Source organism: Nonomuraea sp. NPDC049637 (genome assembly GCF_040675235.1).
Taxonomy (GTDB): domain Bacteria; phylum Actinomycetota; class Actinomycetes; order Streptosporangiales; family Streptosporangiaceae; genus Nonomuraea.
The window spans coordinates 200,016-225,263 of the sequence record NZ_JBFAOM010000007.1; the positions used below are offsets into that span (position 1 = coordinate 200,016).

Annotated in this window: 27 protein-coding genes; 13 read left to right on the forward strand and 14 right to left on the reverse strand. The window is 72.5% G+C overall.

Translation table 11 applies throughout. The annotated features are described in order from the left end of the window. Positions 1 to 118 precede the first annotated feature (118 nt). A complete protein-coding gene (locus AB0J71_RS12895) occupies positions 119 to 376 on the forward strand; it encodes a UBP-type zinc finger domain-containing protein (RefSeq protein ID WP_352324103.1) in 258 nt (85 codons plus the stop codon). A 32-nt stretch (positions 377 to 408) separates the two neighbouring features. Here the strand turns inward: AB0J71_RS12895 and AB0J71_RS12900 are convergent, their stop codons facing one another. Beyond that, positions 409 to 2,013 (reverse strand): Na+/H+ antiporter, encoded by a 1,605-nt coding sequence (locus AB0J71_RS12900; RefSeq protein ID WP_352324102.1) that lies wholly within the window; start codon positions 2,011 to 2,013, stop codon positions 409 to 411. Between the two features lie 63 nt (positions 2,014 to 2,076). Beyond that, a complete protein-coding gene (locus tag AB0J71_RS12905; RefSeq protein ID WP_364414167.1) occupies positions 2,077 to 3,135 on the reverse strand; it encodes a hypothetical protein in 1,059 nt (352 codons plus the stop codon). A 392-nt stretch (positions 3,136 to 3,527) separates the two neighbouring features. Between AB0J71_RS12905 and AB0J71_RS12910 the strand changes: the two genes are divergently transcribed. Continuing rightward, entirely contained in the window at positions 3,528 to 5,501 is a 1,974-nt protein-coding gene (locus tag AB0J71_RS12910) for an ATP-dependent DNA helicase (RefSeq protein ID WP_352324100.1), read from the forward strand. Between the two features lie 140 nt (positions 5,502 to 5,641). Here the strand turns inward: AB0J71_RS12910 and AB0J71_RS12915 are convergent, their stop codons facing one another. Genes AB0J71_RS12915 through AB0J71_RS12940 form a run of 6 tightly spaced genes read right to left on the reverse strand, consistent with a single transcriptional unit; the run spans position 5,642 to position 10,233 of the window. Further along, positions 5,642 to 6,394: an SGNH/GDSL hydrolase family protein gene (locus tag AB0J71_RS12915; protein WP_352324099.1), complete on the reverse strand. Its 753-nt coding sequence runs from the start codon at positions 6,392 to 6,394 to the stop codon at positions 5,642 to 5,644. Further along, a complete protein-coding gene (gene aroQ / locus AB0J71_RS12920) occupies positions 6,391 to 6,825 on the reverse strand; it encodes a type II 3-dehydroquinate dehydratase (protein ID WP_352363963.1) in 435 nt (144 codons plus the stop codon). The genes AB0J71_RS12915 and aroQ overlap by 4 nt, the downstream gene beginning before the upstream one ends. Continuing rightward, a complete protein-coding gene (gene aroB, locus AB0J71_RS12925) occupies positions 6,822 to 7,892 on the reverse strand; it encodes a 3-dehydroquinate synthase (protein ID WP_352324097.1) in 1,071 nt (356 codons plus the stop codon). The genes aroQ and aroB overlap by 4 nt, the downstream gene beginning before the upstream one ends. Then, positions 7,889 to 8,389, reverse strand: coding sequence for a shikimate kinase (locus AB0J71_RS12930; protein ID WP_352324096.1), 501 nt, complete (start codon positions 8,387 to 8,389; stop codon positions 7,889 to 7,891). The genes aroB and AB0J71_RS12930 overlap by 4 nt, the downstream gene beginning before the upstream one ends. A 37-nt stretch (positions 8,390 to 8,426) precedes the next feature. Then, positions 8,427 to 9,608 (reverse strand): chorismate synthase, encoded by a 1,182-nt coding sequence (gene aroC, locus AB0J71_RS12935; protein WP_352324095.1) that lies wholly within the window; start codon positions 9,606 to 9,608, stop codon positions 8,427 to 8,429. 43 nt (positions 9,609 to 9,651) lie between these two features. Then, positions 9,652 to 10,233, reverse strand: coding sequence for an A24 family peptidase (locus AB0J71_RS12940; protein ID WP_364414169.1), 582 nt, complete (start codon positions 10,231 to 10,233; stop codon positions 9,652 to 9,654). 266 nt (positions 10,234 to 10,499) lie between these two features. Here AB0J71_RS12940 and AB0J71_RS12945 point away from each other — a divergent pair, with 266 nt between their 5' ends. Together AB0J71_RS12945 and AB0J71_RS12950 are read left to right on the forward strand one after the other, a co-directional pair. Continuing rightward, positions 10,500 to 10,883: a hypothetical protein gene (locus AB0J71_RS12945; RefSeq protein ID WP_352324093.1), complete on the forward strand. Its 384-nt coding sequence runs from the start codon at positions 10,500 to 10,502 to the stop codon at positions 10,881 to 10,883. A 23-nt stretch (positions 10,884 to 10,906) separates the two neighbouring features. Then, a complete protein-coding gene (locus AB0J71_RS12950) occupies positions 10,907 to 11,287 on the forward strand; it encodes a hypothetical protein (RefSeq protein WP_352324092.1) in 381 nt (126 codons plus the stop codon). 336 nt (positions 11,288 to 11,623) lie between these two features. On the opposite strand, the gene AB0J71_RS12955 is transcribed toward AB0J71_RS12950, so the two are convergent. Further along, positions 11,624 to 12,163 carry an SseB family protein gene (locus tag AB0J71_RS12955; RefSeq protein ID WP_352324091.1) on the reverse strand — a complete coding sequence of 180 codons (540 nt, stop codon included), beginning with the start codon at positions 12,161 to 12,163 and terminating at the stop codon, positions 11,624 to 11,626. A gap of 184 nt (positions 12,164 to 12,347) precedes the next feature. On the opposite strand from AB0J71_RS12955, the gene AB0J71_RS12960 reads away from it, so the two are divergent. Next, positions 12,348 to 12,956, forward strand: a complete 609-nt coding sequence (locus AB0J71_RS12960) for a nucleotidyltransferase family protein (RefSeq protein ID WP_352324090.1) — start codon at positions 12,348 to 12,350, stop codon at positions 12,954 to 12,956. Positions 12,957 to 13,009: 53 nt separating this feature from the next. On the opposite strand, the gene AB0J71_RS12965 is transcribed toward AB0J71_RS12960, so the two are convergent. After that, the gene (locus tag AB0J71_RS12965; RefSeq protein WP_352324089.1) at positions 13,010 to 14,101 is read right to left on the reverse strand and encodes a ring-opening amidohydrolase; all 1,092 of its coding nucleotides are present in this window, start codon (positions 14,099 to 14,101) and stop codon (positions 13,010 to 13,012) included. A 180-nt stretch (positions 14,102 to 14,281) separates the two neighbouring features. Here AB0J71_RS12965 and AB0J71_RS12970 point away from each other — a divergent pair, with 180 nt between their 5' ends. From AB0J71_RS12970 to AB0J71_RS12980, 3 genes are all read left to right on the forward strand, one after another. Then, on the forward strand, positions 14,282 to 14,950 hold the full coding sequence (locus tag AB0J71_RS12970) for an alpha/beta fold hydrolase (RefSeq protein ID WP_352324088.1): 669 nt from the start codon (positions 14,282 to 14,284) through the stop codon (positions 14,948 to 14,950). 92 nt (positions 14,951 to 15,042) lie between these two features. Next, positions 15,043 to 15,690, forward strand: a complete 648-nt coding sequence (locus AB0J71_RS12975) for a TMEM175 family protein (protein WP_352324087.1) — start codon at positions 15,043 to 15,045, stop codon at positions 15,688 to 15,690. 88 nt (positions 15,691 to 15,778) lie between these two features. Then, positions 15,779 to 16,810 (forward strand): FUSC family protein, encoded by a 1,032-nt coding sequence (locus AB0J71_RS12980; protein ID WP_364389973.1) that lies wholly within the window; start codon positions 15,779 to 15,781, stop codon positions 16,808 to 16,810. Positions 16,811 to 16,974: 164 nt separating this feature from the next. On the opposite strand, the gene AB0J71_RS12985 is transcribed toward AB0J71_RS12980, so the two are convergent. Next, positions 16,975 to 17,511, reverse strand: coding sequence for a carboxymuconolactone decarboxylase family protein (locus AB0J71_RS12985; RefSeq protein WP_352329931.1), 537 nt, complete (start codon positions 17,509 to 17,511; stop codon positions 16,975 to 16,977). Continuing rightward, positions 17,508 to 18,059, reverse strand: a complete 552-nt coding sequence (locus tag AB0J71_RS12990; RefSeq protein ID WP_352329929.1) for a peroxiredoxin — start codon at positions 18,057 to 18,059, stop codon at positions 17,508 to 17,510. The genes AB0J71_RS12985 and AB0J71_RS12990 overlap by 4 nt, the downstream gene beginning before the upstream one ends. A gap of 116 nt (positions 18,060 to 18,175) precedes the next feature. On the opposite strand from AB0J71_RS12990, the gene AB0J71_RS12995 reads away from it, so the two are divergent. Next, positions 18,176 to 19,099 (forward strand): LysR substrate-binding domain-containing protein, encoded by a 924-nt coding sequence (locus AB0J71_RS12995; RefSeq protein WP_352329927.1) that lies wholly within the window; start codon positions 18,176 to 18,178, stop codon positions 19,097 to 19,099. 6 nt (positions 19,100 to 19,105) lie between these two features. Here AB0J71_RS12995 and AB0J71_RS13000 read toward each other — a convergent pair whose 3' ends face one another. Continuing rightward, positions 19,106 to 20,062 carry an aldo/keto reductase gene (locus AB0J71_RS13000; protein ID WP_364414171.1) on the reverse strand — a complete coding sequence of 319 codons (957 nt, stop codon included), beginning with the start codon at positions 20,060 to 20,062 and terminating at the stop codon, positions 19,106 to 19,108. Between the two features lie 30 nt (positions 20,063 to 20,092). On the opposite strand from AB0J71_RS13000, the gene AB0J71_RS13005 reads away from it, so the two are divergent. Next, on the forward strand, positions 20,093 to 20,647 hold the full coding sequence (locus tag AB0J71_RS13005) for a helix-turn-helix domain-containing protein (protein WP_352329924.1): 555 nt from the start codon (positions 20,093 to 20,095) through the stop codon (positions 20,645 to 20,647). Here the strand turns inward: AB0J71_RS13005 and AB0J71_RS13010 are convergent. Further along, positions 20,625 to 21,794 (reverse strand): pyridoxal phosphate-dependent aminotransferase, encoded by a 1,170-nt coding sequence (locus tag AB0J71_RS13010; RefSeq protein ID WP_352329922.1) that lies wholly within the window; start codon positions 21,792 to 21,794, stop codon positions 20,625 to 20,627. The genes AB0J71_RS13005 and AB0J71_RS13010 overlap by 23 nt on opposite strands. 40 nt (positions 21,795 to 21,834) lie before the next feature. Between AB0J71_RS13010 and AB0J71_RS13015 the strand changes: the two genes are divergently transcribed. The 3 genes from AB0J71_RS13015 to AB0J71_RS13025 are packed head-to-tail and all read left to right on the forward strand — an operon-like array spanning position 21,835 to position 25,248. Then, a complete protein-coding gene (locus AB0J71_RS13015) occupies positions 21,835 to 23,541 on the forward strand; it encodes an alpha/beta fold hydrolase (RefSeq protein WP_364414173.1) in 1,707 nt (568 codons plus the stop codon). Then, positions 23,538 to 24,479, forward strand: a complete 942-nt coding sequence (locus AB0J71_RS13020) for a DUF418 domain-containing protein (RefSeq protein WP_352322422.1) — start codon at positions 23,538 to 23,540, stop codon at positions 24,477 to 24,479. The genes AB0J71_RS13015 and AB0J71_RS13020 overlap by 4 nt, the downstream gene beginning before the upstream one ends. Beyond that, a complete protein-coding gene (locus AB0J71_RS13025; protein WP_352322421.1) occupies positions 24,439 to 25,248 on the forward strand; it encodes a carbon-nitrogen hydrolase family protein in 810 nt (269 codons plus the stop codon). The genes AB0J71_RS13020 and AB0J71_RS13025 overlap by 41 nt, the downstream gene beginning before the upstream one ends.

Here is a 25,248-nt window from a genome sequence, read left to right on the forward strand (position 1 = left end):
GCGAACCGCGCGGACCTCGTTCGCCGAAGGCCCGGAACGCACGGCGTTCTCGCAGGCCAGGGCCCGGACAGGAGGTCTGGGCGGAAGGCGTCGGCGGCCGGGTCCTAGGATCTGATCCATGGCAATGTGCGAGCATCTTTCCCAGGCCGACGACCCGGCGGCGAAGACCCCAGAGGGCTGCGAGGAGTGCCTGGCCAGCGGCAGCCGATGGGTGCATCTGCGGCGCTGCCTGGAGTGCGGCCACATCGGCTGCTGCGACTCCTCGCCCAACAAGCACGCGACCAAGCACTTCCACGCGACCGCGCACCCGGTGATCCAGTCGTTCGAACCGGGCGAGGGCTGGCGCTGGTGCTTCGTGGACAACCAGATGGGCTGACCCGGCCGGCGCCCTCGCGGGGACCGGCGGGGTCAGCGTTCGAGGATGGCCTCCTCGAAGTCGAGCTGGGCCATCACCTCGCGCAGCACCTCGTCGTCGAGGCGGCGCTCGTCGCGCAGGCGGACGAACACCTCGCGCTCGGCCGTGAGCATGTCACGGCGCAGCCGCCGGTAGATGCTGCTGGGAGTCTCGGCGCCGCCCTGCGCGGTGCCGCCGCCCAGGCGTTCCCACGCGGTCAGCGACCGCCGCCACGACTTCTCCCTGAGCTGGTCGATGACCTGCTTCTTGATCTCGTCGGGCTCGCCCTCCTGCTCGACCAGCCGTTCGAGCTCGGCCAGGCCCGCCTCCAGCGCGGCCTGCTGGGCGGCCGCCTCGGCCAGCGTGTCCTCGTAGCGCTCCTGCTCGCTCGACACGCGCAGCTTCCTGATCAGCGCGGGGAACGTCATGCCCTGGATCAGCAGGGTGCCGATCACCGTGGTGAACGTCAGGAACAGCAGCATGGCCCGGTCGCGGGCCGGGATCTCGGGCGGGATGGAGAACGCCGCCGCGAGCGAGACCACGCCCCGCATGCCGGCCCAGCCCAGGATCACCGTCTGCTGCGGGCTGGGCGCCGGGCCCCGCCGGACGAGCTTGACCAGCGGGGTGAAGGCGAACACCCACACGAACCTGGACACGATCGTGACCGCGAGCACCGCCAGCGCGTAGCCGGCGACCTGCCACGGGCCGTAACCGGTGATGCCCTTGACCACGGTCACGAGCTGCAGCCCGATGAGCGCGAAGACGATCGACTCCAGGAAGAAGTCGGTGACCTTCCACACCGCGTCGGACACCAGCCGGGTGCCGAACCCCCGCTGGTGCATGCGGTTGCCCAGGTAGAGGCCGACGACCACGACGGAGATCACGCCCGAGGCGTGCACCGGCTCGGGCCCGAGCCCGGAGACGTGCACGGACTCGGCCGCGAGATAGGCCGCGAACGGGATCAGCAACATCAGCGTGTTCTCGACCAGCGAGTCGCGGGTGTGCTGGAACACCCAGGCGAACACGAACGCCAGCGCCAGCCCGATCGCCACGCCGCCGAGCGCCGCGAACAGGAACTGCGCCACCCCCTGGAGCAGGTCGATGCTGCCGCCCACGGCCGCCCCGATGGCCACCCGGTAGGCCGTCAGCGCCGTGGCGTCGTTGAACAGGCTCTCGCCGATGAGGATCGTCAGCGACCTGCGCGGCAGCCCGAGCCGCCGGCCCACGGCGACGGCCGCCACGGCGTCGGGCGGCGCGATGATCGCGCCGAGCGCGAAGGCGGCGGCCAGCGGGAGCTGCGGCAGCAGCAGGTGGACGACCAGCCCCACCACAGCCGTGGTGAACAGCACCAGACCGATGGACAGCAGCGCCACGGCCCGCTTGACGTCACGCAGCCGCAGGTAGGAGCTGTCGAGCGCGGCCGAGTAGAGCAGCGGCGGCAGGAACACGAACAGCACCAGCTCCGGCTGCAACGGCACGGCCGGCACGAGCGGCGAGACCAGCAGGCCGGCCGCGACCAGCAACAGCGGGGCCGGCCAGCCCCGCCGCCGGGCCACCGCCGCGACCGCGACCGCGCCACCGGCCATCAGCAGCAGTTGCAGGCCCATGGTCGGGTTCAACGACGTTCCTCCAGCTCGCCCGGGTGGATGCCGAGAGCGTACCCGGCGGGCGGGAGGAGGGTGTCACCACTCCCGGCGGTCGTGCCCGTCGCCGTAGTCCTGCTGCTGGTCGGGGCGCAGACGTTCGCCGGTCGAGAACAGGGGGTCCGTCACGTAGGGACGGCCCATGTTCGGGTCGGACGACTGCGGCGGGTACTCCTGGCGGCCGAGCGCCAGCAGCGGGTCGACCGGGTTGGGCTGCGCGGGCTGCTGGTAGCCCTGGTAGGTGTCGGCCGCGCGGTAGGAGTCCTGGGCGGGGGCGGGGTTGCGCCTGCGGCCGGCGCCGGGGATGCCGTGCATGGGAGTGCCGAGCCCCGCCGTGCTCTGCGGCTGCGCCTGAGACGGGGGCTGAGGCTGGGACGGGGGCTGCTGGTAGGAGCCGTAGGAGTCGGAGGAGTACTGCTGGGCCGGCGGGAAGGGGTCGGCGGCCTGCGAGGGGAACCCGAGCGGGTCGGTGCTCAGCGGCGCCGGGCGGCGCTGGCCGGCGGGCAGCTGGTAGACGGGCTCGCCGCTGTCGACGTACTGGGGGCCGGTGAAGGGGTCGCCCGTGTACTGCGGGCCGCTCAGCGGGTCGCCGGCGTACTGCGGGCCGCTCAGCGGGTCGCCGGTGTACTGCGGGCCGCTGAAGGCGTCGCCCGTGTACTGAGGGCCGCTCAGCGGATCGCCCGTGTACTGCGGGCCGCTGAACGGGTCGCCGGTGTAGTGGGGGCCGCTGTGCGGGTCGCCGGGGTACTGGGCGGCGGGCTGCTCGACGTACTGGGGGCCGGTGAAGGGGGTGCGCTCGCCGTACGACGGCGTCTCCCGGGGGCCGGTGGTCTCGCTGTAGGAGGCCACCAGTTTGTCCTGCGGCGCCGGGCCGCGCGCGACCAGCACGTCGTTGGGCGACAGCGACGCGGTGGGCCGCTCGTCGAGCGCGGGCGGCGGAGGCTGCTGGGCGTGCTGGGGCGGCCGATGGTACGTCCCGGTGCCCGGCATGACCTCGGTGCCCGGGTCGGCCGCGGGCACCGCGGGCTGCTCGCCCGTGGCCTCGGCGTAGCCGTCGTCGAGCGTGTCGAGCAGCCTGCCGACGTCCTCCATCGGCATGCGGAAGCTCGCTGTGCACATCTCCCCTCGCCACAGGCTGAGGACGAGTGTGCCCTCATGCCACGTGACCCGGAGGCACCGCTCCTGACCTCGTGCATCGAAGAAGACTTCGCCGAACGACGGCAACGGGACAACTTCCGACATGGCAGACATACTGCTTTAACCAGCCTTTATTCGTCCACTCAACCCCGGAAAACCCTACCTAACCGCTCTCACCATCGAGACCGTGAACCCCATCGATCACACCTGCAAGATCTTCCTGACCAGTTGAAGTTCCGCTCGACAGTGTGCCATGCGAGTCCCGCGCGGAGCCCGCGAACGCCGGGATGCGCATGACCGGACACAGGGCGTCCCGGCGCGTCGGCCCGGGATTGCGGGTACCGTTGACGACCGTGCCGGACTCCCATCTCCCGTCAGTGGACGAACTGCTCAGCATCGCGGTCGGCGCTCTCGGAGGGAGCGAACGGCAGGGCCAGATCACCATGGTCAAGGCCGTCCAGAAGGCCATCGACGACGAGGAGCACCTGGCCGTCCAGGCGGGCACGGGCACCGGCAAGTCGCTGGCGTACCTGGTGCCCTCGATCCGGCACGCCATGGACAGCGACACCCCCGTCGTGATCTCCACGGCCACCATCGCGCTGCAGCGCCAGCTCGTCGACCGCGACCTGCCCCGGCTGGCCGAGGCGCTGGGCAAGGAGCTGCCGCACGAGCCGACGTTCGCCATACTCAAGGGCCGGCGCAACTACCTGTGCCGCTACAAGGCGACGGCGGGCTGGCCCGAGGAGGACGAGCAGGACCAGCTCTTCGACCCGCGCGAGGTGAGCGCGACCGGCCGCATGGTCCAGCGCATCCAGGAGTGGGCCGACGAGACCGAGACGGGCGACCGCGACGAGCTGGTGCCCGGCGTCAGCGAGCAGGCCTGGCGGCAGTTCTCGGTGAGCGCGCAGGAGTGCCTGGGCGCCACCCGCTGCCCGAGCGGCGCCGAGTGCTTCGCCGAGCTGGCCAGGGCGCGCGCGGGCGAGGTCGACGTCGTGGTGACCAACCACGCGCTGCTGGCCATCGACGCCATGGGCGACCTGCCGGTGCTGCCCGAGCACGAGGTCGTGGTCGTCGACGAGGCCCACGAGCTGGTCGACCGGGTCACCTCGGTGGTCACCGCCGAGTTGTCGGAGGCGTCGGTGATGCTGGCCGTGCGCCGCGTCGGCCGGCTGATCGAACAGCCGCTCGCCGACCAGCTCATGGAGGCGGGCGAAGACCTCAAGGCGCTGCTGGCCGCCGCGCCGCCCGGCCGCATCGACGAGCTGCCGCAGGTGCTCGGCCTCACGTTGCAGCTCATCCGCGACACGGCCTGGCGCTGCATCACCGCCATGGGCCCGCGCAACGCCGACAAGGACGACCCCGACAAGGCCGGCCAGCGCAAGGCCGCCTTCACCGCGCTCGACGAGGTGCACGACACCGCCGTCCGCATGCTCGACGCCTACGGCCACGCCTCCGAGGCCGACCGCGCCGAGGTGGTCTGGCTCGACGGCGCCACCGACCGACGTCCGCCCATGTTGCGGGTCGCGCCGCTGAGCGTGAGCGGCATGCTGCGCGACCGGCTGTTCGGCGAGCGCACGGTGGTGCTCACCTCCGCCACGCTCGCGCTCGGCGGCACGTTCGACGGGTTGGCCGCGCAGTGGGGGCTGGGCGACAGCAAGCGCTGGCAGGGCATCGACGTCGGCTCGCCGTTCGACCACCCGCGCGCCGGCATCCTCTACGTCGCCAAACACCTCCCCCAGCCGGGCCGCGACGGGCTGCCGCAGCAGTATCTCGACGAGATCACCGAGCTCATCGAGGCGGCCGGCGGGCGCACGCTGGGCCTGTTCTCCTCGATGCGCGCCGCCAAGGCCGCCACGGAGGCGCTGCGCGAGCGGCTCGACGTGCCGCTGCTGTGCCAGGGCGACGACTCGACCATGCTGCTGGTCAAGCAGTTCGCCGAGGACGAGCCGACCTGCCTGTTCGGCACGTTGTCGCTGTGGCAGGGGGTCGACGTCCCCGGGCCGTCGCTGCGGCTGGTCATCATCGACCGGGTGCCGTTCCCGCGTCCCGACGATCCGCTCACCTCGGCCCGGCAGCGGCACGTCGCGGCGCGCGGCGGCAACGGGTTCATGGCGGTGGCGGCCAACCACGCCGCCCTGCTGCTGGCCCAGGGCGCCGGCCGGTTGCTGCGCGCCCAGGACGACAAGGGCGTCATCGCGGTCCTCGACCCGCGCCTGGCCACCGCCCGGTACAGCGGTTTCCTGATGGGGTCGTTGCCGCCGTTCTGGCGTACCACGGACCCGGCCGTCCCCCGCGCCGCGCTCAAGCGCCTGTCCGCCGAGTCCTGACCGTCGCGGGCCCGCGAGGCCACGGAGTCGGGCAGGGCGGGCTCGCGTGACGGCGGCCCGCCGGTGCAGGGTCAGCGGGCGTCTTCTGGAAGGCCACCGGCCCCGTACGGCGGGCGGCCTGACCGGTCCTGCGAGGGCGGCTAGAACGGGGTGAGGTCGGGGCGCTTCGGGGTGAGGCCGTCGCCGGAGGAGGTGCCGCGCAGGCGGCGGGACATCCACGGCACCAGGTGCTCGCGGATCCACTGGGCGTCCTCGCGGCGCCGCGCCCGCGGGTCGACCAGCCGCTCCGGCCACTCCTTGCGCCAGTCGTCGAACGGCACCCCGAGCACGTCGAGCACGCGGGCCGCCACCAGCCGGTGGCCGTCCTCGTTCATGTGCAGGCGGTCGGCGCTCCAGGCCCGCCAGTCGCGCAGCCCCTGCATCGACCACTGGTCGACCAGCCGGCAGCCGTAGAGGTCGGCGATGGAGCGGATGTGCAGGTAGAAGATGGCGAAACGACCGCGCAGCCGCCGCATGAGCGGTGTGTCGCGCGGATCGACGCCGGTGAACAGCAGCACGTCCGCACCGCCGGCCCGCAGGTCGCGCACCGCGCGGGCCAGGCGCTTGGCCATCACGTCGGGGTCGCTGCCCGGCCGCAGCAGGTCGTTGCCGCCCGCGCAGAAGCTGACCAGGTCGGGGCCCATCTCGATGGCCCGCGGCACCTGCTCGGTGATGATCTGGTCGAGCAGCTTGCCGCGGACGGCCAGGTTGGCGTAGCGGAACGCCGGGTCGTCGGCGGCGAGCCGTTCGGCGACCCGGTCGGCCCAGCCGCGGTAGTGCCCGTCGGGGCCTGGATCGTTCAGTCCTTCGGTGAAACTGTCCCCGAGTGCGACGAAGGACTTGTATTGCCTCATGAGCTGCTGTTCATCTCCGCGATAGCGTGTAGCGCCAGGACGTAGGACTGTAGTCCGAATCCGGCGATCGTGCCCGTCGCCACCCCGGCGACGACCGAGGTGTGGCGAAACTCTTCCCTCGCCGCGGGGTTGCTGATGTGCACCTCGACGAGCGGGGCGGTGCGCTGGGCGATGGCGTCGCGCACGGCGTAGGAGTAGTGGGTGAAGGCGGCCGGGTTGAGCACAACCGGGATGCGGCCGTCGGCGGCCTCGTGCAGCCAGCCGATCAGCTCGGCCTCGTCGTCGGTCTGGCGCACCTCGACCTGCTCGCCGAGCTTGCGGCCGGTCTCGCGGCACAGCTCGGCGAGGTCCTCCAGCGTCTCGGCCCCGTAGACGTCGGGCTCTCGGGTGCCGAGCCGGCTCAGGTTGGGGCCGTTGAGCACGAGGATCATCGTGCGATCTCCTTGTAGGCGGCTTCCAGCAGCTCTTCGGCGGGGTCTTCGAGGCGCCCGGGCCTGGCCAGGTCGTCGAGGACGACGAAGCGCTGCTTGGCCCCCCGGTTCTTCTTGTCCAGCCGCATGTGGTCGCGCAGCCGCGGCCAGGCGCCGGCGTGGTAGGAGACCGGCAGGCCCACGGAGGTGAGGATCGCGCGGGTGCGGGCGGTCAGGTCGGCGCGGCCGGACAACCGGGACAGCTCGGCGGCGTAGACCATGCCGATGGCGACCGCCTCGCCGTGGCGGATCGTGTAGTGCTCGTCGCGCTCGATGGCGTGGGCGAGCGTGTGGCCGTAGTTGAGGATCTCGCGCAGGCCCTGTTCGCGCAGGTCGGCGCCCACGACGCCGGCCTTGACGCGGATCTTGCGCTCGATCAGCTCGCGGGTGTGGGGGCCGTCGGGCCTGGTGGCCCCCTCGGGGTCGGACTCGACCAGCGTGAGGATCTGCGGGTCGGCGATGAAGCCGCCCTTGATGATCTCGGCGAGCCCCGCCACGTAGTCGGCCTTCGGCATGCCGGGCAGCACCGCCAGGTCGCAGAGCACCCCGGCGGGCGGCAGGAACGTGCCCACCAGGTTCTTGCCCTCGGGCGTGTCGATGCCGTTCTTGCCGCCGACGGCGGCGTCGACCATGGCCAGCAGCGTCGTCGGCACGAGCACGACCTGCACGCCGCGCAGCCAGGTGCCGGCCACGAACCCGGCCAGGTCGGTCGTCGCGCCGCCGCCCACGCCCACGACGGCGTCGGAGCGGGTCAGGCCGTGGCGGCCGAGCGCGGACCACAGGCCGGCGGCCACCTCGGGCGTCTTGCACGCCTCGCCGTCGGGGACGGGCAGGTCGGCCACCTCGTAGCCGGCCTCGGCCAGCGCCGCGAGGACCGGGCGGGACAGCTCGGGCAGGCCCTGCGGGCGGACGACGGCGACCGTGCGCACGCCCGGCCGCAGCAGGCCCGGCAGCTCGGCCTGCACGCCGCTGCCCACCACGACGTCGTAGGGGCTGTCGCCGGATACGGGGATCCGCGTCGCGGTCATGCCGGCAGGCCCTCCAGGATCTCGTCGGCGAGCTCGCCGGGGTCGCGCTTGTCGGTGGCGAGGGTGACCACGGCCAGGCGCTCGTAGACCGGCCGCCGCTCCTCCATCAGCTTCTTGAGCTGGCTGCGCGGGTTGAGCACGAGCAGCGGCCTGGCCGAGCCGAGCCCGACCCGCTGGACCGCGTCGGCCAGGCCCACCTGCAGGTAGACGACGTGGTGACCGGCGAGCAGGGCCTGGGTCTCCTCGTTGAGCACGGCGCCGCCGCCGAGCGACAGGACGCCGTCGTGCTCGGCCAGGGCACGGCGCACGGCCTGGTGCTCCAGCTCGCGGAAGCGGGCCTCGCCGTCCTCGACGAAGATGTCGGAGACCGGCTTGCCGGCCACCTCCTCGACGTCGGCGTCGGTGTCGCGGAAGGCGACGCCGAGCCGCTCGGCCAGCAGCCGCCCGATCGTGGTCTTGCCCGATCCGGGCGGGCCGATGAGCACGGCTCTGGTCACTGGTCGCTCACCCCTTCTCGTTCGCTCCGCGCGGCCGTCACTTGATCACCATCGAGGAGAGGTAGCCGGACAGGTTGCGGGCGACCTCCTCCACCGAGTCGCCGCCGAACTTCTCCAGGGCCGCGTCGGCCAGCACCAGCGCGACCATGGCCTCGGCCACGATGCCCGCGGCCGGGACCGCGCACACGTCGGAGCGCTCGTGGTGGGCCTTGGCCGCCTCGCCGGTCTTGACGTCGATCGTGGCCAGGGCCCTCGGCACGGTGGAGATGGGCTTCATGGCGGCGCTGACCCGCAGGACCTCGCCGTTGGTCATGCCGCCCTCGACGCCGCCCGCGCGGTTGGTGACGCGCTTGACGCCGTTCTCGGCGGTGTACTCGATCTCGTCGTGGGCGCGCGAGCCGGGCCGGCGGGCGGTCTCGAAGCCGTCGCCGACCGCGACGCCCTTGATCGCCTGGATGCCCATGAGGGCCGCGGCGAGCCGGGAGTCGAGCCTGCGGTCCCAGTGGGTGTAGCTGCCCAGGCCGGGCGGCAGGCCGTAGGCGAGCACCTCGACGACGCCGCCGAGCGTGTCGCCCTCCTTGTGCGCCTGGTCGATCACGGCGACCATGGCGGCGCTGCCCTCGGGGTCGGAGCAGCGGACCGGGTCTTCGTCGATCCTGGCCAGGTCGCCGGGGCCGGGCAGCACGTCGGTCGGGGTCTGCGCGCCGCCGATGGAGGTGACGTGGCTGACGATGTCGACGCCGAGCGCCTGCTTCAGGAAGCGCCTGGCGACCTCGCCGAGCGCGACGCGGGCCGCGGTCTCGCGGGCGCTGGCCCGGTCGAGCACCTGGCGGGCGTCGTCGAAGCCGTACTTCTGCATGCCGGCCAGGTCGGCGTGGCCGGGGCGGGGACGGGACCGCGGCGCGTTGCGGGCCAGGCCCTCCAGCTCGGCCGGGTCGACCGGGTCGGCCGACATGACCTTCTCCCACTTGGGCCACTCGGTGTTGCCGACGCGGACGGCGACCGGGCTGCCCATGGTGCGGCCGTGGCGCACGCCGCCGACGATCGTCACCTGGTCCTGCTCGAACTTCATCCGCGCGCCGCGGCCGTAGCCGAGCCTGCGGCGGCGCAGGGCCTCGTCGATCGCGGCCGTGGTCACCTCGACCCCGGCGGGCAGTCCTTCGAGGATGGCAACGAGTTCGGGGCCGTGGGACTCTCCGGCCGTCAACCAGCGCAACATGACTCCAAGTCTTCCACGTGCGGCCGGGTGGGATGTCCGTCGTTCACCAGCCGAGACAGAGCGCCACGAAAGCACCGAGCAGCATGAACGGCCCGAAGGGGAACTGGGTGTGCCGGTCGCCCCGCCCCGTGAGCAGCAGGGCGACCGCGTACAGCGCGCCGAGCACCTGCCCGGCGAACGCCGCGGCCACCCACGTCTGCCAGCCCATCGCCGCCGCCGCCATGCCGATGAGCCCGGCCAGCTTGACGTCGCCGAGGCCCATCGCGGCCGGCCTGGCGAACCACAACAGGCCGTAGACGGCCGCCAGGGCCGCCGCGCCGAGCAGCGCGCGCGGCAGCTCCCCGGTGGGGAGCAGGGTCAGTGCGATGATCGGGTACGCGGGCAGCGTGATCGCGTCGGGCAGCAGGGTGGTGCGCCAGTCGATGACCGCCAGCGCCGTGCCGGCCAGCGCGAGACCGGCGTACGGCGGCCCGGCGAGCCAGGCGGTCAGCGCCGTCACGGCGGCGGTCAGCAGTTCCACGCCGGGCGGCCAGGACGGCGGGGACGCGAGGTCGTCGTAGGCGTCGGCCAGCGCCCTGACCTGGGGGCCGGCGACCAGACCGAGCAGCGCCATCAGTGCGACCACGAGCAGACCCTAATGCGGCGGCCCGGCGGCCGTCCCGGGATCGCGGCGGGCGGCCCGGGTATGGCGTGCGCCAAGAGCGAACCCGCGTCCCGGCGGGCCCTCGCGCCCCGGACGGACGCCCGCGACGCACGCCGGCGGTCATGGGTTCGGGGGCGATCCCCCAAGGAACTTTGATCGTCTCGGCCGGGGTGGCACGCGGCTTGCGGGGTGGTCAGGAACCTACTTTCTGTCGTGGCCCCCCGGAAGAGTGACCGAGAGGAAGACCCATGTTCCGTGGCATCCTGGCCGGCGGCCTCGCGCTGAGCGCCGCAAGCCTCATCATGACCGGCCCCGCCGCGTACGCCGACCTGCAGGCCCCTTACGCGCGGGCCGCGGCGATCGTCGACGCGGACGGCGAGCTGAACAACGGCAAGAACATCCTCAAGACGTGGCGGGCCTCGACCGGCCGCTACTGCGTGATGGTCGACAGGCACGTCACCACGTCCACCGCGGTGATCCAGATCACCCCGCGGGCGCCCCGCCGCCTCCCGTTCATCGCCTACCGGAACTCGTCGGCGACCTGCCACGAGTCCAACACCATCACCGTCGGCGTCTACGACACCAGCAGCGGCCGGCTCGCCGACGGCGGCTTCGACCTGACCATCTCCTGACCGCGAACCGAGGGAGCACCCCTATGAACATCATCCGGCGCGCCGCCGGCGTCGCGCTCGTCGCGGCGGCCGTCCTGACGCCCGCGGCGGCGTACGCGGACACTCCGTACGCCCAGGCCTCGGCCACCGTCCGGGCGGACGGCGCGGTGACCGCGAGCAAGAACGTCGAGGAGGTCAGGCGCATGTTCCGCGGGACGTACTGTGTGATCCTCAGCGACGACGTCGACTACGACGGCGACCTGGCGATCCACGTGACGCCGACGGGCCGGTCCACCTACCCGCGCTCGCTGTCGGTACAGCGCGGGGCGGCGATCTGCGGCGGCCACTACCGGGCGGTCGCGGTCTACAGCCAGCTCGCCGACGGCGTGGCGGCCGACACCGGGTTCTACCTGACCGTCTCCTGACGACGTCCGTTCTTGGGGACGTCCGTTCTTGGGGACGTCCGCTTCTGAGGACGTCCGCTTCTGAGGACGTCCGCTTCTGAGGACGTCCGGCGAACGCCCCCGGCCGGTGACCGGCACCGGTCGGGGGCGTCGGCGCGTCAGGCTCACGCGAGAGCGTCCGGCTGCGCGAGAAGCGGCGTTCAGCCGCTTCCGCGGGGGGCGGGGGTCCGGCGCGGGAGAAAAGCGGTGTTCAGCCGTTTCCATCGGGAACGCGGTGTTAAGCCGTTCCGCCGGAGACGCGGTGCCCAGCCGGTTCCGCCGGGGACGCGGTATTCAGCCGTTTCGCCGACGCGGTGTTCAGCCGTTTCGGCGGGAGAACCAGCGGCGGCGGGGCGGCGGGGCGGGCTCCATCCTGGCGACGGTGACGCCGCCGAGCTGGTCCACGGTGCCGGACTCGACCGCGGCCAGCGCCCTCAGCACCTCGCCCTCGATCACGAACTGCACCGGCCCGGCCACGTCGACCACGACCGCCGCGGCCTCCTCGTGAACGGCCGCCCGGCAGACCTGGAGCGTGCCGGTCTGGATCGGGCGGGCGTCCTTGCGCCATCTGGTCAGCGCGTCGGTGCCGGTGAAGGCGAGCACCGCGTGCCTGCCGTCCTGGCCGACGAGCTTGGGCAGCGCCATCTCGCTCTCCTTCTCCTGGCGCAGCCCGTGCTCACCGACCTCGGACTCGGTCAGCAGGGCGACCACCGGCACCAGCAGCCGCGCGCCGCTCAGCGCGGCCAGCACGTCGGCGGGGCCGCACGCGCCCGCCTCGTAGGCGGCCAGGGCGGCGGCCACGGCGGGGGCGGCGCTGCCGTCGTCGTCGGGGTCGAGTGGCTGTGGGATGGTCGGCACAACGAACGAGACTACCCGCGGGCCTCACCGCCCCCGTCCCTGGAGCCGCCCTGGAGGCGTTCCGGCGATGCTCCCCGGCGTTCCGACGGGCTCGTCGGGGTTCCGGCGGTGCTCGTCAGCGTTCCTGCGGTGGTCGTCGGGGTTCCGGCGGTGTTCTGTCGGGGTGGGCTGCTAGACAGGTGCGGTGCGGATCTCTCGGCTCCCCCTCGACGAGCAGACTGCGGCCGTGCGGGCCGTGCTGGAGACCGACCCGGTGCTGGTGCGGGTGCTCGGCGGAGCTGTCAGGCTCGGCCTGCCCGGCTGGTGGCTGGCGGCGGGCGCGGTCGTCCAGGCGATCTGGAACCACGTGACGGGCCGTCCGCCGGGCTACGGCGTCAAAGACTATGACCTGATCTATCACGATCCGTCCGACCTGTCGTGGGAGGCGGAGGACCGCGCGATCAGGGCCGGACGGGAGCTGTTCGGCGACGTGCCGGTGGAGATCCGCAACGAGGCCCGCGTCCATCTGTGGTACGAGCGCCGCTTCGGCGTGCCGTGCCCGCCCTACGACAGCTCCGAGGCCGCGATCGACTCCTTCCCCAGCACCACGAGCGCGATCGGCGTCCGGCTCACCCCGTCGGGGGCGTGGCGGATCTACGCCCCCTACGGCGTGGCCGACGCCTTCAACCTCGTGCTGCGTCCCAACCCCCGGCAGGCGCCGCGCGAGGTCTACGAGGCCAAGGCGGCGCGCTGCGCCGAAGCCTGGCCCGAGCTGACCGTGCTCCCCTGGTGCAGGCCGGGGCCGGCCGGTTAGCCGTGGGGCCGATCGGTCAGCCGATGCCCGGTCGGTCAGCAACGCCCGGCCGGTCAGCCGAGGTCGGCGATGGCCGCGACCGGGCCGCCGCCCGACGGCCCCTGGTGCACGGCGGCCACCGAGACGAACACCGCGGGGTCGCCGGTGACCGAGGCCGCCACCCCGCCGACGGCCGCCTTGATCTGCCGGTGCCAGTGCACGTCGGAGTCGTCCAGCATGATGTTGCGCCGCCCGCGCACCCGTCCCGACGGGTCGGCCTCGCACTTCATGAACACGTTGACCAGCCGCCCGCCGAGGTCGGAGGGGTGCGGGCGGTCCGGCAGCGGCAGCCCGGCGTCCCTGATGGCCGCCCAGATGCCGTCGGCGTCGAGCGCGTCCTTCATGACGCTGTGCCCGATGCGGTAGCGCCCGCCGACGCCGCGCACGTTCCCCACCAGCACGATCTGCGCCCGGTCCAGCTCCACCCCCGACGAGCACGACGCCACCGAGGAGTACAGCGACAGGTCCTTGTGGATCTGGTCGGCCCGGGGCATGTCGATCTCGCCGAGCGCGACGGCGATGCCGAGCGCGGTGGTGGAGTTGGACAGGTCCATCGACGGACCGGTCTCCTCGATGGCGGTGTCCTGGCCGCGGCTCCTGGCCTCGGTGATCGTGGCCAGCGTGAGCAGCGGCGTCTTGGTCTGGACGTAGTGCACGTCGCGCGGGTCGTCGATGCCGGCGATCTTCATGGCCTCCCGCACCCCGGCGGCCACCTTCTCCACCATCGCCGGACGGCCGATGTCCTCGGGCAGGATCACCTCGCTCATCGCCACGCCCACCGACAGGCGCGGCTCGTCGCTCATCGGCGCGTCCGCCGTGGTGGCGAAGACGGTGGCGTGCGGGCTGAGGACGCCGTCGGTGCCGCCCGACCACACCAGCGGCACGCTCTCGGGGGACGGGTGGCCGTGCTCGGCCAGGACCTCGCGGAAGGCCCGGTCGGCCAGGATGCGCGTGTAGTCGTTGACGCCGCCGTTGCCCTCGGTCTTGCCGATCACCGCGAGCACCCGGCGCGCCTCGATCACCCCGTCCGCGATGAGCCGGGACAGCCCGGAGGCGTCGGTCACGCTCTCGATCGGCACCTTTCGCACTTCAATCGGGTCCGGCATGCGTTGCCCCTTCTCCAGTACCGGCTTCCCCACCGTCGCGACGCTAGCCGAGCGGCCCGGCGGGGTTCATGGGCAATGTCTGCCCATGAACGGCCGCGGCGATGTCAACGTGCGCTGGCCGGTCAAGCTCTCGGCGGAACCTTGAAGCGCACAAAAGGAGCGAAGGTAGTGTTCCCGGATGTGATTCGCGAAGCACACGTCAACGGCATCAAGCTCGTCTACCGCGAGGAGGGCGATCCCGCCGCTCCGCCGCTGGTCCTCGTCCACGGCAGGACCGCGAACCACAACGACTGGAACGGCGTCATCCGGCACTTCGCCGCCCGTCACCACGTTTTCGCCCCCGACCTGCGCGGCCACGGGGCCAGCGACCGTCCGGGCGAGTACGCGGTCGGCACGATGGCCGAGGATGTCGTAGCGCTCCTCGACCACCTGGGGCTCGACCGCGTCCGGCTGGTCGGGCACTCGCTCGGCGGCATGGTCTCCTACCACCTGGCCATGCGCCACCCCGAGCGGGTCGAACGGCTGGTGCTGGAGGACGTCACCGCGCCGTACCCGATCAAGGGACGGCAGCCGCTCGTGGAGGACGATTCCACCGGCTTCGACTGGCGGATGATGCACCAGACCGAGCCGTACATCGTCGATCCCGACCCGGCGCTGGCCGCCGAACTGGGGAAGATCACGGCGCCCACGCTGGTGTTGTCGGGCGGACGGCTGAGCCCGTTCGACGCCCCCGGGCTGGCCCGCCTGATCCCCGGCGCCGAACTGGTCACCATCGAGGCCGGGCACCTCATCCATGTCACCGAACGCGCCGCCTTCCTGGCCGCCGTGGACGCGTTCCTGGACAGGTGAGCTCGGGCAGGTCCGGACCTCTATGCTGGTCATCCCCCCACGATTGACGGAGACCCGCTGTGTCCAGCCCCTCACCGGCCCCCCGTCCCGGCATGACCCCGGAGCGGGTCGGGATGTTCAGCGACGCGGTCTTCGCGATCGCGATCACGCTGCTCGTCCTGGAGATCCCCCGTCCGGCGGACGACGACTTCCGTGACCTCGCGGGCTTCCTGAGCCATCACCAGGGCTCGTTCGCGGCGTTCGTACTGGCCTTCCTGATGTTGTGGTTCAGCTGGCGGGCCCACCACACGCTCTTCGACCAGCTCCACCGGGTCTCCCAGCCGGTCCTGCTGCTGCACGTGCCGCTGCTGCTGTGCTCGGCGTTCCTGCCGTACACGATGAACCTGTGGAGCGAGATGTCGGCGGCCGACGTCGACGTGCAGGCGTCCAAGGGGCTGGCGCTGGCCCTGTTCGCGGGGACGGAGGCGATCCTGATGTTCTGCCAGGGCGCGCTGTTCACGCTCGCCCTGTCGCAGGGGCTGCTCAACACCCACGCGAGCAGGCGGCGGATGGCCACCTCGGCCTGGGTCTACTGGGGCTGCGGCGTGCTCTGGGCGGTCAGCGCCGTCCTGGCCTTCGGCGTCGGCGAGCAGTCCACGTACCTGTGGATGGCCACGCCGGTCGTGGTCGCGGTCATCGTGCTCGTCCGCAGGCGGCTCGCCGCCGGCGCGGTTCAGCCGGATGTCACGGGGCAAACGTGACCTCAATGTCACAAAGATCCGCCAAGGTGAAAAGGTGCGAACGAGGCTCAGCGATCACGTAAGGGAACGACTGGGCACGTTCGGTCTCATGGCGCCCTCGATCGTGCAGTGCGCGGTGGGCGCGGCGCTGGCCTGGATCGTCGCCGTCGACCTGCTCGGGCACGCCCGGCCGTTCTTCGCGCCGATCTCCGTGCTGATCTGCGTCGGCGTGGGGCTCGGCCAGCGGCTGCGGCGCGTCGCCGAGCTGGTGGTCGGCGTGAGCCTCGGCGTCGGCGTGGGCGACCTGCTGGTGTCCTGGATCGGCTCGGGGCCCTGGCAGCTCGCGCTGGTCGTCGGGCTGGCCATGGCCGTCGCGCTGCTGCTCAACGGCGGGGCGCTGTTCGTCGCGCAGGCGGGCTCGTCGGCGGTGCTGGTGGCCACGCTGCTGCCCGGTGAGAACGCCGGCGGCCTCGACCGCATGGCCGACGCCCTCACCGGGGGCGTCATCGGTGTCGCGGCGGTCGCGCTGATGCCCGCCAGCCCGTTCACGATCGCGGCCAAACACCTGTCGGGGGTGCTGGACGCGCTGTCCACCGTCCTGGAGCAGGCGGCGGAGGCGATCGAGAAGCGGGACGTCGACCTGGCCGCCGAGGCGCTGGAGGAGGCGCGGACGACGCAGGCCGCCGTCGAGGAGTTCGCGATGGCGCTGGAGACCAGCAAGGAGATCACCATGATCTCGCCGCTGCACTGGCATCGCCGGGCCGCCCTGGCCCGGTACGAGACCGCCGCCGTCCCCGTCGACCTGGCCCTGCGCAACGCCCGGGTGATGGTCCGTCGCACGCTGGCGGCGCTGGGCGAGGCGAGCCCGCCGCCCACGGCGCTGGCCGAGGCGATGCGGGAGGTCTCGGAGGCGGCGCTGCTGCTGCAGCTGGAGCTGGCCGCCGGACGCGATCCCCTGCTGGCGCGGCAGGCGCTGCTGGCGGTGGCCGGCCGGGAACGGCCCGAGCGGCTGGGCTTCTCGGCGCACGTCATCATCGCGCAGCTGCGGTCGATCGCGGTGGACCTGTTGCAGGCGACGGGCCTGGAGCACGAGCAGGCCAGCCAGGCGCTCACCCCGCTCGACGAGCCCCACAGCAGCTAGCCCACAGAGACACCGCGGCCACTGGGGTTTCCGGGGCCGCCGGGGCCATCGGCCGCACACGTCTGCCCGCGCACGTCGAAGGCGGGCGCCCGTACGGGCGCCCGCCTTCGCGGTTCTGCGATTGCGCGGTTCCGCGACTACGTGGTTCGCGGTTCCGCGGGAGGTCAGACCGTCTGGAGCGCGGCCTCGGCCTCCAGGGTCGCGGCGGTGGCGTTGATCACGGCGGCCACTCGCAGCGCCTCCTGGACCTGCTCACGCGGCATCCCCGCGCCCCGCAGCACCTGCTCGTGCGACTCCAGGCAGCGGCCGCAGCCGTTGATCGCGGAGACCGCCAGGCACCACAGTTCGAAGTCCGTCTTGTCCACGCCCGGGTTGCCGATCACGGTCATCCGGAGCCTGGCCGGCAGCGTCGCGTACGTCTCGTCGCCGATCAGGTGGGTGGCGCGGTAGTAGACGTTGTTCATCGCCATGATCGACGCGGCCGCCTTGGCGGCGGTGAACGCCTCGGCCGACAGGTGGTCGGCGGCGTCCTGCGAGAGCTCGGCGATGACCCGCGCCGACCTGGTGGCCAGGGCGCACGCCAGGACGGTGCCCCAGAGCTGCTGGTCGGTCAGCGACGAGGTGGTCGTGACCGAGCCCAGGTTGAGCCTGGTGTCCTTGGCGTAGTCGGGCAGGAGCGACTTCAGGGTGTCGACGCTCACTGGGCCAGCAGCTTCTGGGCGTCGAGGCCGGCCTCGCCCTTGTTCCAGTTGCACGGGCACAGCTCGTCGGACTGCAGGGCGTCGAGGACCCGCAGGACCTCCTTGACGTTGCGGCCCACGGAACCGGCGGTCACCATCGAGAACTGGATCTCGTTGTTCTGGTCGACGATGAACGTGGCGCGCTGGGCGACGCCGTCCTGGCCGAGCACGCCGCAGGCCTGCGACAGCTCGCGCTTGATGTCGCTCAGCATCGGGAAGGGCAGGTCGCGCAGGTCCTCGTGGTTCTTGCGCCAGGCGTGGTGCACGAACTCGGAGTCGACCGACACGCCGAGCACCTGGGCGTCGCGGTCGGCGAACTCGCCGTTGAGACGGCCGAACTCGGCGATCTCGGTCGGGCAGACGAACGTGAAGTCCTTCGGCCAGAAGAACACCACGCGCCACTTGCCCTCGTAGGTCTTGTGGTTGATCTCAGCGAACGCCTTGTCGGGGTCGAGGTCGACACAGGCCGTGAGTTCGTACTCGGGGAAGCGGTCACCGACGGTGAGCAAGTTCCTACTCCTTCGGAGGAAGTGCGGGTCAGGGCACCTACGTTGCCGCACCTAATATTGATTCGAGAAATCGAGTAGTTGGACCAATCTGAGAGGTGATTCCTATCAGTGAGCCCATGCCCACCCTCGCTCAGCTGCGTTCTTTCCTGGCCGTGGCCGAGCATCTCCACTTCAGGGAGGCGGCGACGGCACTGAAGATGAGCCAACCTACCCTGTCCGGAAATATCGCCTCATTGGAGGAGATATTGGACACACAGCTGCTCGAGCGGACCACCCGGAAGGTGCTGCTCACCTCCGCCGGCGAGCGCGTGGCCGAGCACGCCTGGCGGGTGCTGGCCGCCGTGGAGGACCTGATGGGCGAGGCCGCCCAGAACCGCGAGCCCTTCAGCGGCCCGGCCCACCTCGGCGTGATCCCCACCGTGGCGCCGTACGTGCTGCCCGCGCTGCTGCCCATGTTCGCCCAGCGCTTCCCGCAGCTCAAGCTGACCGTCCACGAGGCCAAGACGGAGACCATCCTGGAGGAGGTCCGCGAAGGCCGGCTCGACCTGGTCCTGCTCGCCCTGCCGACGGACGTGGGCGGCCTGGTGGAGACGCCGCTCTACGACGAGGACTTCCTGCTGGCCCTCCCCCACGACCACCCCCTGGCCGCCGACCCCGCGCCGCTCGACCGCGACGTGCTCAAGGGCCTGGACATCGTCCTCCTCAACCAGGGCCACTGCCTGCGCGAACAGGCCATCGACGTGTGCCGCGAGGTGGGCGCGCGGGCCACCGCGACCACGTACGCGACCAGCCTGCCGACGCTGGTGCAGCTCGTGGCGGGCGGCCTGGGCGTGACGCTGCTGCCGGAGTCGGCCGTGCCGGTGGAGACCGGCAAGCGGGTACGCCTGGCGCTGCGCCGCTTCGCCGCCCCCGCCCCCGGCCGTACGATCGGCCTGGCCTACCGCGCCTCCTCGGCCCGCGTGGCCGAGTACGACCAGCTCGCCAAGGCCGTCCGCACCGCCATCCGCCAACGCCGCCTCCCGGTCAAGCTCATCTCGTGAGCGGGGTCAGCGGGGGACGAGGTGGAAGAAGGAGGCGTCGGCAGGGGTGTGGGCGGGGTCGGAGAGGTCGTCCAGGCGGGTGACCGCCTCCGGCGGGAGGGTGAGGTCGAAGGCGGCCAGGTTCTCCCGCAGCTGCCGCACCGAGCGCGGCCCGAGCAGCACCGACGTGACGCCGGGACGCCCCGCGACCCACGCCAGCGCGACCGCGGCCGGGTCGGCGCCCAGATCGGCCGCGACCTCGGCCAGCCCCTCCGCGACGGCCAGGTTGCGGTCGTTGAGCAACGACTGCGCCCAGCGAGCCGCGCCGGGCATCCCTGCGCCGAGCAGGCGGCCCATGCGGCTGTCCGGGTCGGGGAGCTCGCCGCGCCGGTAGCGGCCGGTCAGGACGCCGCCGCCGAGCGCCCCGTACACCACCGTCCCGAGGCCGAACCGGGCGCAGGCGGGCAGGATCTCGGCCTCGACGACCCGCTGGAGCAGCGAGTACTGGGGTTGCAGGCTCACGAACGGCGTGCCGCCCACCCGCTGGGCCGCCCACTGCGCCTCGACGATCTGGGCGGCGGTGAAGTTGGAGCAGCCGAGGTAGCGCACCTTGCCCGAACGGACGAAGCCGTCGAGGGTGGCCATCGTCTCCTCGATCGGCGTGCCCGGGTCCCACTGGTGGCACTGGTAGAGGTCGATGTAGTCGGTGCCGAGGCGGCGCAGGCTGGCCTCCAGGGCGCGGGTGAGGTGCCGTCTGGACAGGCCCCGCCCCTCCGGGCCGACCGGCATGGCGCCCTTGGTGGCCAGCACGACCCACTCGCGTCTGCCGCGCAGCGCCCGGCCGACGATCTCCTCGGTCTCGCCCCGGTGGTAGAGGTCGGCGGTGTCGATGAAGTTGCCGCCCGCGTCGAGGTAGGCGTCGACGACGCGGCCCGCCTCGGCCGCGTCGCCCGCGGCCAGGCCGTGCTCGGTGCCGAAGTTCATGGTGCCGAGGCAGGCGCGCGAGGAGGGCCCATGCGTGCCGACGCCCGGCGCAACCGCGCCCGCGTGCTGGAGGCGGCCGAGGTCGTGCTGGCCCGCGACGGGCTCGACGCCTCCATGCGCGAGATCGCCGCGCTGGCCGGCGTGGGCGTGGGGACGATCTACCGCCAGTTCCCCACCAAGGAGACCCTGTACGCGGCGATCGTGGCCGACCGGCAGGAGCGGCTGGCCGAGATGGCCGAAGAGCTGGCCGGCGCCGCCGACGCCGGAGCGGCCTTCTTCGAGTTCTTCGACCGCATCGTGGCCTACTCGACGGTCAAGAAGATCCTGGTGGACGCCCTGGCCAGCGCGGGCATCGACGCCAAGGCGGGCGCGCCCGACATCAGGGGCGCGATCAGCGCGCTGCTGGAACGGGCGCAGCGGGCCGGGGCGGTGCGCGCGGACGTGGGCATGGCGGAGCTGCTCGCCCTGCTCAGCGCCGCCTGCCTGGCGGCGCAGCACCACAACTGGAGCGACGACCTGCGGGCCAGGGCCCTGGCCGTGCTGTTCGACGGCCTGCGCCGGGCTACCCCTGCGACAGGCGCTTGAGCCGGGTCACCGCCTCGTCGATGACCTCGTCCTTCTTGCAGAACGCGAAGCGGACGAAGTGCCGGCCGCGTTCGGGGTGCTCGTAGAAGACCTGCGTGGGGATGGCCACCACCCCGGCCAACTCGGGCAGGCGGCGGGTGAGCTCCAGGCCGTCGGTGAAGCCCAGCGGCCGGATGTCGGTCTGCACGAAGTACGTGCCCGCCGGACCGAACACCTCGAAGCCCGCCGCCGCCAGCCCGTCCATCAGCCGGTCGCGCTTGTCCTGGAGCCCGGCGCGCAGCGCGGCCACCCACTCCAGCTCGGTGCGCAGCCCGTACGCCACCGCCAGCTGCCAGGGCGCGCTCGCGGTGAAGGTGAGGAACTGCTTGACCGTCGAGACCGCCCGCACCAGCTCGGGCGGCGCGCACACCCAGCCGGTCTTCCAGCCCGTGACCGAGAACGTCTTGCCCGCCGAGGAGATCATGACCGTGCGCTCGCGCATGCCGGGCAGCGTGGCCAGCGGGACGTGCTCGACGCCGTCGAAGGTGAGGTGCTCGTAGACCTCGTCGGTGATCGCGATCAGGCCATGCTCCTGGCACAGCTCGGCGATGACCGTCAGCTCGTCCCTGGCGAACACGGTCCCCGTCGGGTTGTGCGGTGAGTTGACCAGGATCGCCCGGGTACGCGGCGTGACGGCGGCGCGCAGCTCGTCGGGGTCGAAGGTGAAGCGGCCCTCCACCGGACGCAGCGTCACCGCCGCGAGCCTGGCCTGGGCCAGCGCGATCGAGGCCGCGTAGGAGTCGTAGTACGGCTCGAACGCGATCACCTCGTCGCCCGGCTCGCACAGCGCCAGCACGCTCGCCGCGATGGCCTCGGTGGCGCCCACGGTGACCAGCACCTCGCCCGCCGGGTCGTAGTCGAGCCGGTAGTGGGCCATCCGGTGCTCCGAGACCGCCTGCCGGAGCTCCAGCACCCCGGGCCCCGGCGGGTACTGGTTGGCGCCCGAGGTGATCGCCTGCACGGCGCGGTCGAGCATGGCGGCCGGGCCGTCGGTGTCAGGGAAGCCCTGTCCGAGGTTGATGGACCCGGTCTGCACGGCGAGCGCGCTCATCTCGGCGAAAATCGTCGTGCCGAAGGCGCGCATCCTGGAAACAAGTGGTTCGGTCACGCCCCCACACTATTAGTCTCGTCTCGTGATCATCCGGGTCGTGCTAGCCCTCGTCCTGAGCGTTCCCCTCGTCACGCCTGACCCGCCTCCTCCCGTGGAGGCCGCGCCCTGCCCGGTCGTCGTGCCGGAGCGCACCGTCTGCGGATTCCTGCTGGTCCCCGAGCGCCGCGACACGCCGGGCCGGACCATCAAGGTCGGGTACGCCGTGCACACCTCGACGGCCCCCGGCCGCAAACCCGATCCGATCGTCTACATGGGCGGCGGGCCGGCGTCGTCGTCGCTGCAGCTCACCGGGTTCCTCAGCCAGATGTTCCCCGACCGGGACGTGGTGACGATCGAGCAGCGCGGCGGCAAGTACTCCCGCCCGGTGCTGGGCTGCCCCGAGACGGCCGAGGCGCTGCTCGGACGGCTGCGCAGGCCGCCCGCCGACGTGGGCGCGGCGGCCCGGCGCTGCCGCGCCCGCCTCCAGGAGCAGGGCGTCGACCTGCGCGGCTACCACACCAAGGAGATCGCTGCCGACGTGGTCGCCCTGCGCCAGGCGCTCGGTCACCCCTCCTGGAACCTGTTCGGCGTCAGCTACTCCACCCGCGTCATGACCGACGTCGCCGCGGCCGACCCGCAGGGCGTGCGCTCGGTCGTGCTGGACTCCTTCCTGCCCGAGTCCGTGGCCTGGTACGACGACGCCGACCGCAACCTGCGCGACACCGTGGCCGCGCTCGGCGTGGGCGACGCCTTCGACCGGGTGGTGGCCGGGCTCAACCGCTCCCCCGCCCGGGTGCCGACCACCGATCCGCTGCTCGGCCGGCCGTTCACGGCGACGATGTCCGGCGACGACGTGGCCACCGTCCTGGCCGAGGCGCTGCACGAGGCCGACGTGTCGGCCGTGGCGCCCGCGCTGGTCGGCGGGCTGGCCGAGGGGCACGAGGAGCTGCTGCGGCCGCTGGCCGACGCGGTGGGCGAGGGGCTGGTGTCGCACGAGTTCGGGCTGTACCACGCGGTGCAGTGCCAGGACGAGGTGCCGTTCAACACCTTCACCACCAAATCCCGACTTTTCACGGTAAACGCGGACAAAGCGGTGTGTGATGCGTGGCAACTTCCCAAGTCCGCCCCCGTGAACGCCGTCCCCAAGGCCCCCGTCTACGTCGTCGGCGGCGATCACGACCCCACCACCCCCGCGAGGACGGCCGGGCCCGCTGCCAGGGCCATCCCCGGCGCCCGGTTCGAGACGTTCCCCGGCAGCCACGCCGTCTTCCTCACCAGCGCGTGCGCCAGGAAGCACATCGCCGAGTTCGTCGAGGCTCCGGGCGGCGTGCCGCCGAAGCCGTGCGAGCCCGACCCGGGCCGGCCGCCGACGCTCCGGCTCGCCGACACGCACGTCACCGGCGCGCCGTACCGGATCTCGCAGGCGCCCTGGCTGGCCGTGCCCTTCGCGCTGTTCGCGCTCGTCTCGCTCGTCCAGCTCGGCGCCGGCGCGCTGCGCGGCCGGTCGGTGACCGCCTTCGCGGGGCTGGCCGGCGTGGCGTTCGCCGGGCTGACCGGCCAGGCCGTCTACGGTATGGCGAGCAGGAACGAGACGGCCCTGGCCGTCGGCGTCCCCGCCTCGGTCGGCGGCCCGTACACGTGGATCGCGGTGGCCTCGGCCGTGCTGAGCGTCGCGGCCCTGTTCCACGCACGGCGGTGGCCGCACATCGTGGCGGCGGTCGCCGGCGCCGGATTCCTCGTATGGTGGTTCACCTGGTTCCTGTGACGCGCATCCGCGAGCTGGACGCCCTCCGCGGCTTCGCGGTGGGCGGCATCATGCTGGTCAACACCTGGCAGCACGCCAGCCACGAGCCCTACACCGGCATCGACCGCACGATCGAGGCCCTGTTCCAGAGCCGCTTCTACCCGATCTTCTCGCTGCTGTTCGGCATCAGCTTCGTGCTGTTCCTCGACCGTTCGGGCAGCCGCTGGGCGCTGGCCCGCCGGCTGGCCTGGCTGGCCTGCTTCGGCCTGCTCCAGCACACCTTCTACGAGGGCGAGGTGCTGACCGACTACGCCCTCTACGGCCTGGCGGTGCTGCTGCCGGCCTCGTTCCTGCCGGGCGGCCTGCCGGTGCTGGCGCTCGGCGTCGTGGCGACCGTCTGGGCCACCTGGCACGGCGCGGGCCCGTCGCTCATCCCCGGGCTGTTCCTGGTCGGCATGGGGCTGATGCGGCTGCGCCCGCCGCGGAGCCTGCTGGCCCCCGTGTTCGCCGCCGCGGCGCTGACCTCCCTGGTGCTGACGGTCACCTGGGCGGGCGTCGCGGACGTGCCGGGGGCGGGCGACTGGACCGTCTACAGCGTGGCCGCGCTGGCGGGGGCGGCGGCGTACGCCGGCGGGCTGCTGCTGGCGCTGCGGCCGTGGTCGTCGGCCCTGCTGGAGCCGCTGGGCCGGATGGCGCTGACGAACTACGTCACCGGCACGGCGGTGATCGCGCTGTGCACGGTCCCGCTGAAGACCGGCGCCACCCGCTGGCCGGTGCTCGCGGTGGCGCTGACCACCGTGGTGGCGCAGACGTTGTTCAGCGGCTGGTGGCTCACCAGATTTCGGTACGGCCCACTTGAGTGGATCTGGCGGTGCCTGACCTGGTTTCGACTGGTGCCCAACCGGTTAGAGTCGGGCCGTGACCACAATCGCCCTCTGCCAGATTCCGGTCTCTCCTGACCCGGCCACCAACCTCAAGAGGGCCAGGGAGGCGCTCGCCCGCGCCGAGGGGGCCGACCTGGCGATCTTCCCCGAGGCCACCCTCACCCGTTACGGCAGGCGCGTCACCGAGCTGGCCGAGCCGCTCGACGGGCCGTTCGTGTCGGGGCTGGCGGAGGCGGCCCGCACCCACGGCCTGGCGGTGATCGCCGGCGTGTTCGAGCCGGGCGAGGGCCCGGCCGGCGCCAAGGTGCACAACACGGCCGTGGCGATCGGCCCCGACGGCGACATCAAGGCCGCCTACCGGAAGATCCACCTGTTCGACTCCTTCGGCTCCAAGGAGTCCGACCTGGTGGCGCCGGGCGCCGAGCCGGCCGTGGTCGAGCTGGCCGGGCTGCGCGTCGGGCTGGTCACCTGCTACGACATCCGCTTCCCCGAGCTGACCAGGGCGCTGGTCGACAAGGGCGCCGACCTGTTCGCGGTGATCGCCGCCTGGGGGTCGGGCCCGCTGAAGGAGGACCATTGGGTCACGCTGGTCCGCGCACGGGCCCTGGAGAACACGATGTGGACGGCCGCCGTCGGCCAGGCGCCCAACCCGGAGGAGTCGAAGGACGGGTTCGGCGTGGGCCGCAGCATGCTGGTCGACCCGCTCGGAGTGGTCCGGGCCGACCTCGGCACCGGTCCAGGGGTCCAGCTCGTCCGCCTGGACACCGAATGGACGGCCACCGCCAGGGCCATGCTCCCGTGCCTGGATCACCGGGTGCTCAAGGGTCAACCGACCGTAAAGTAG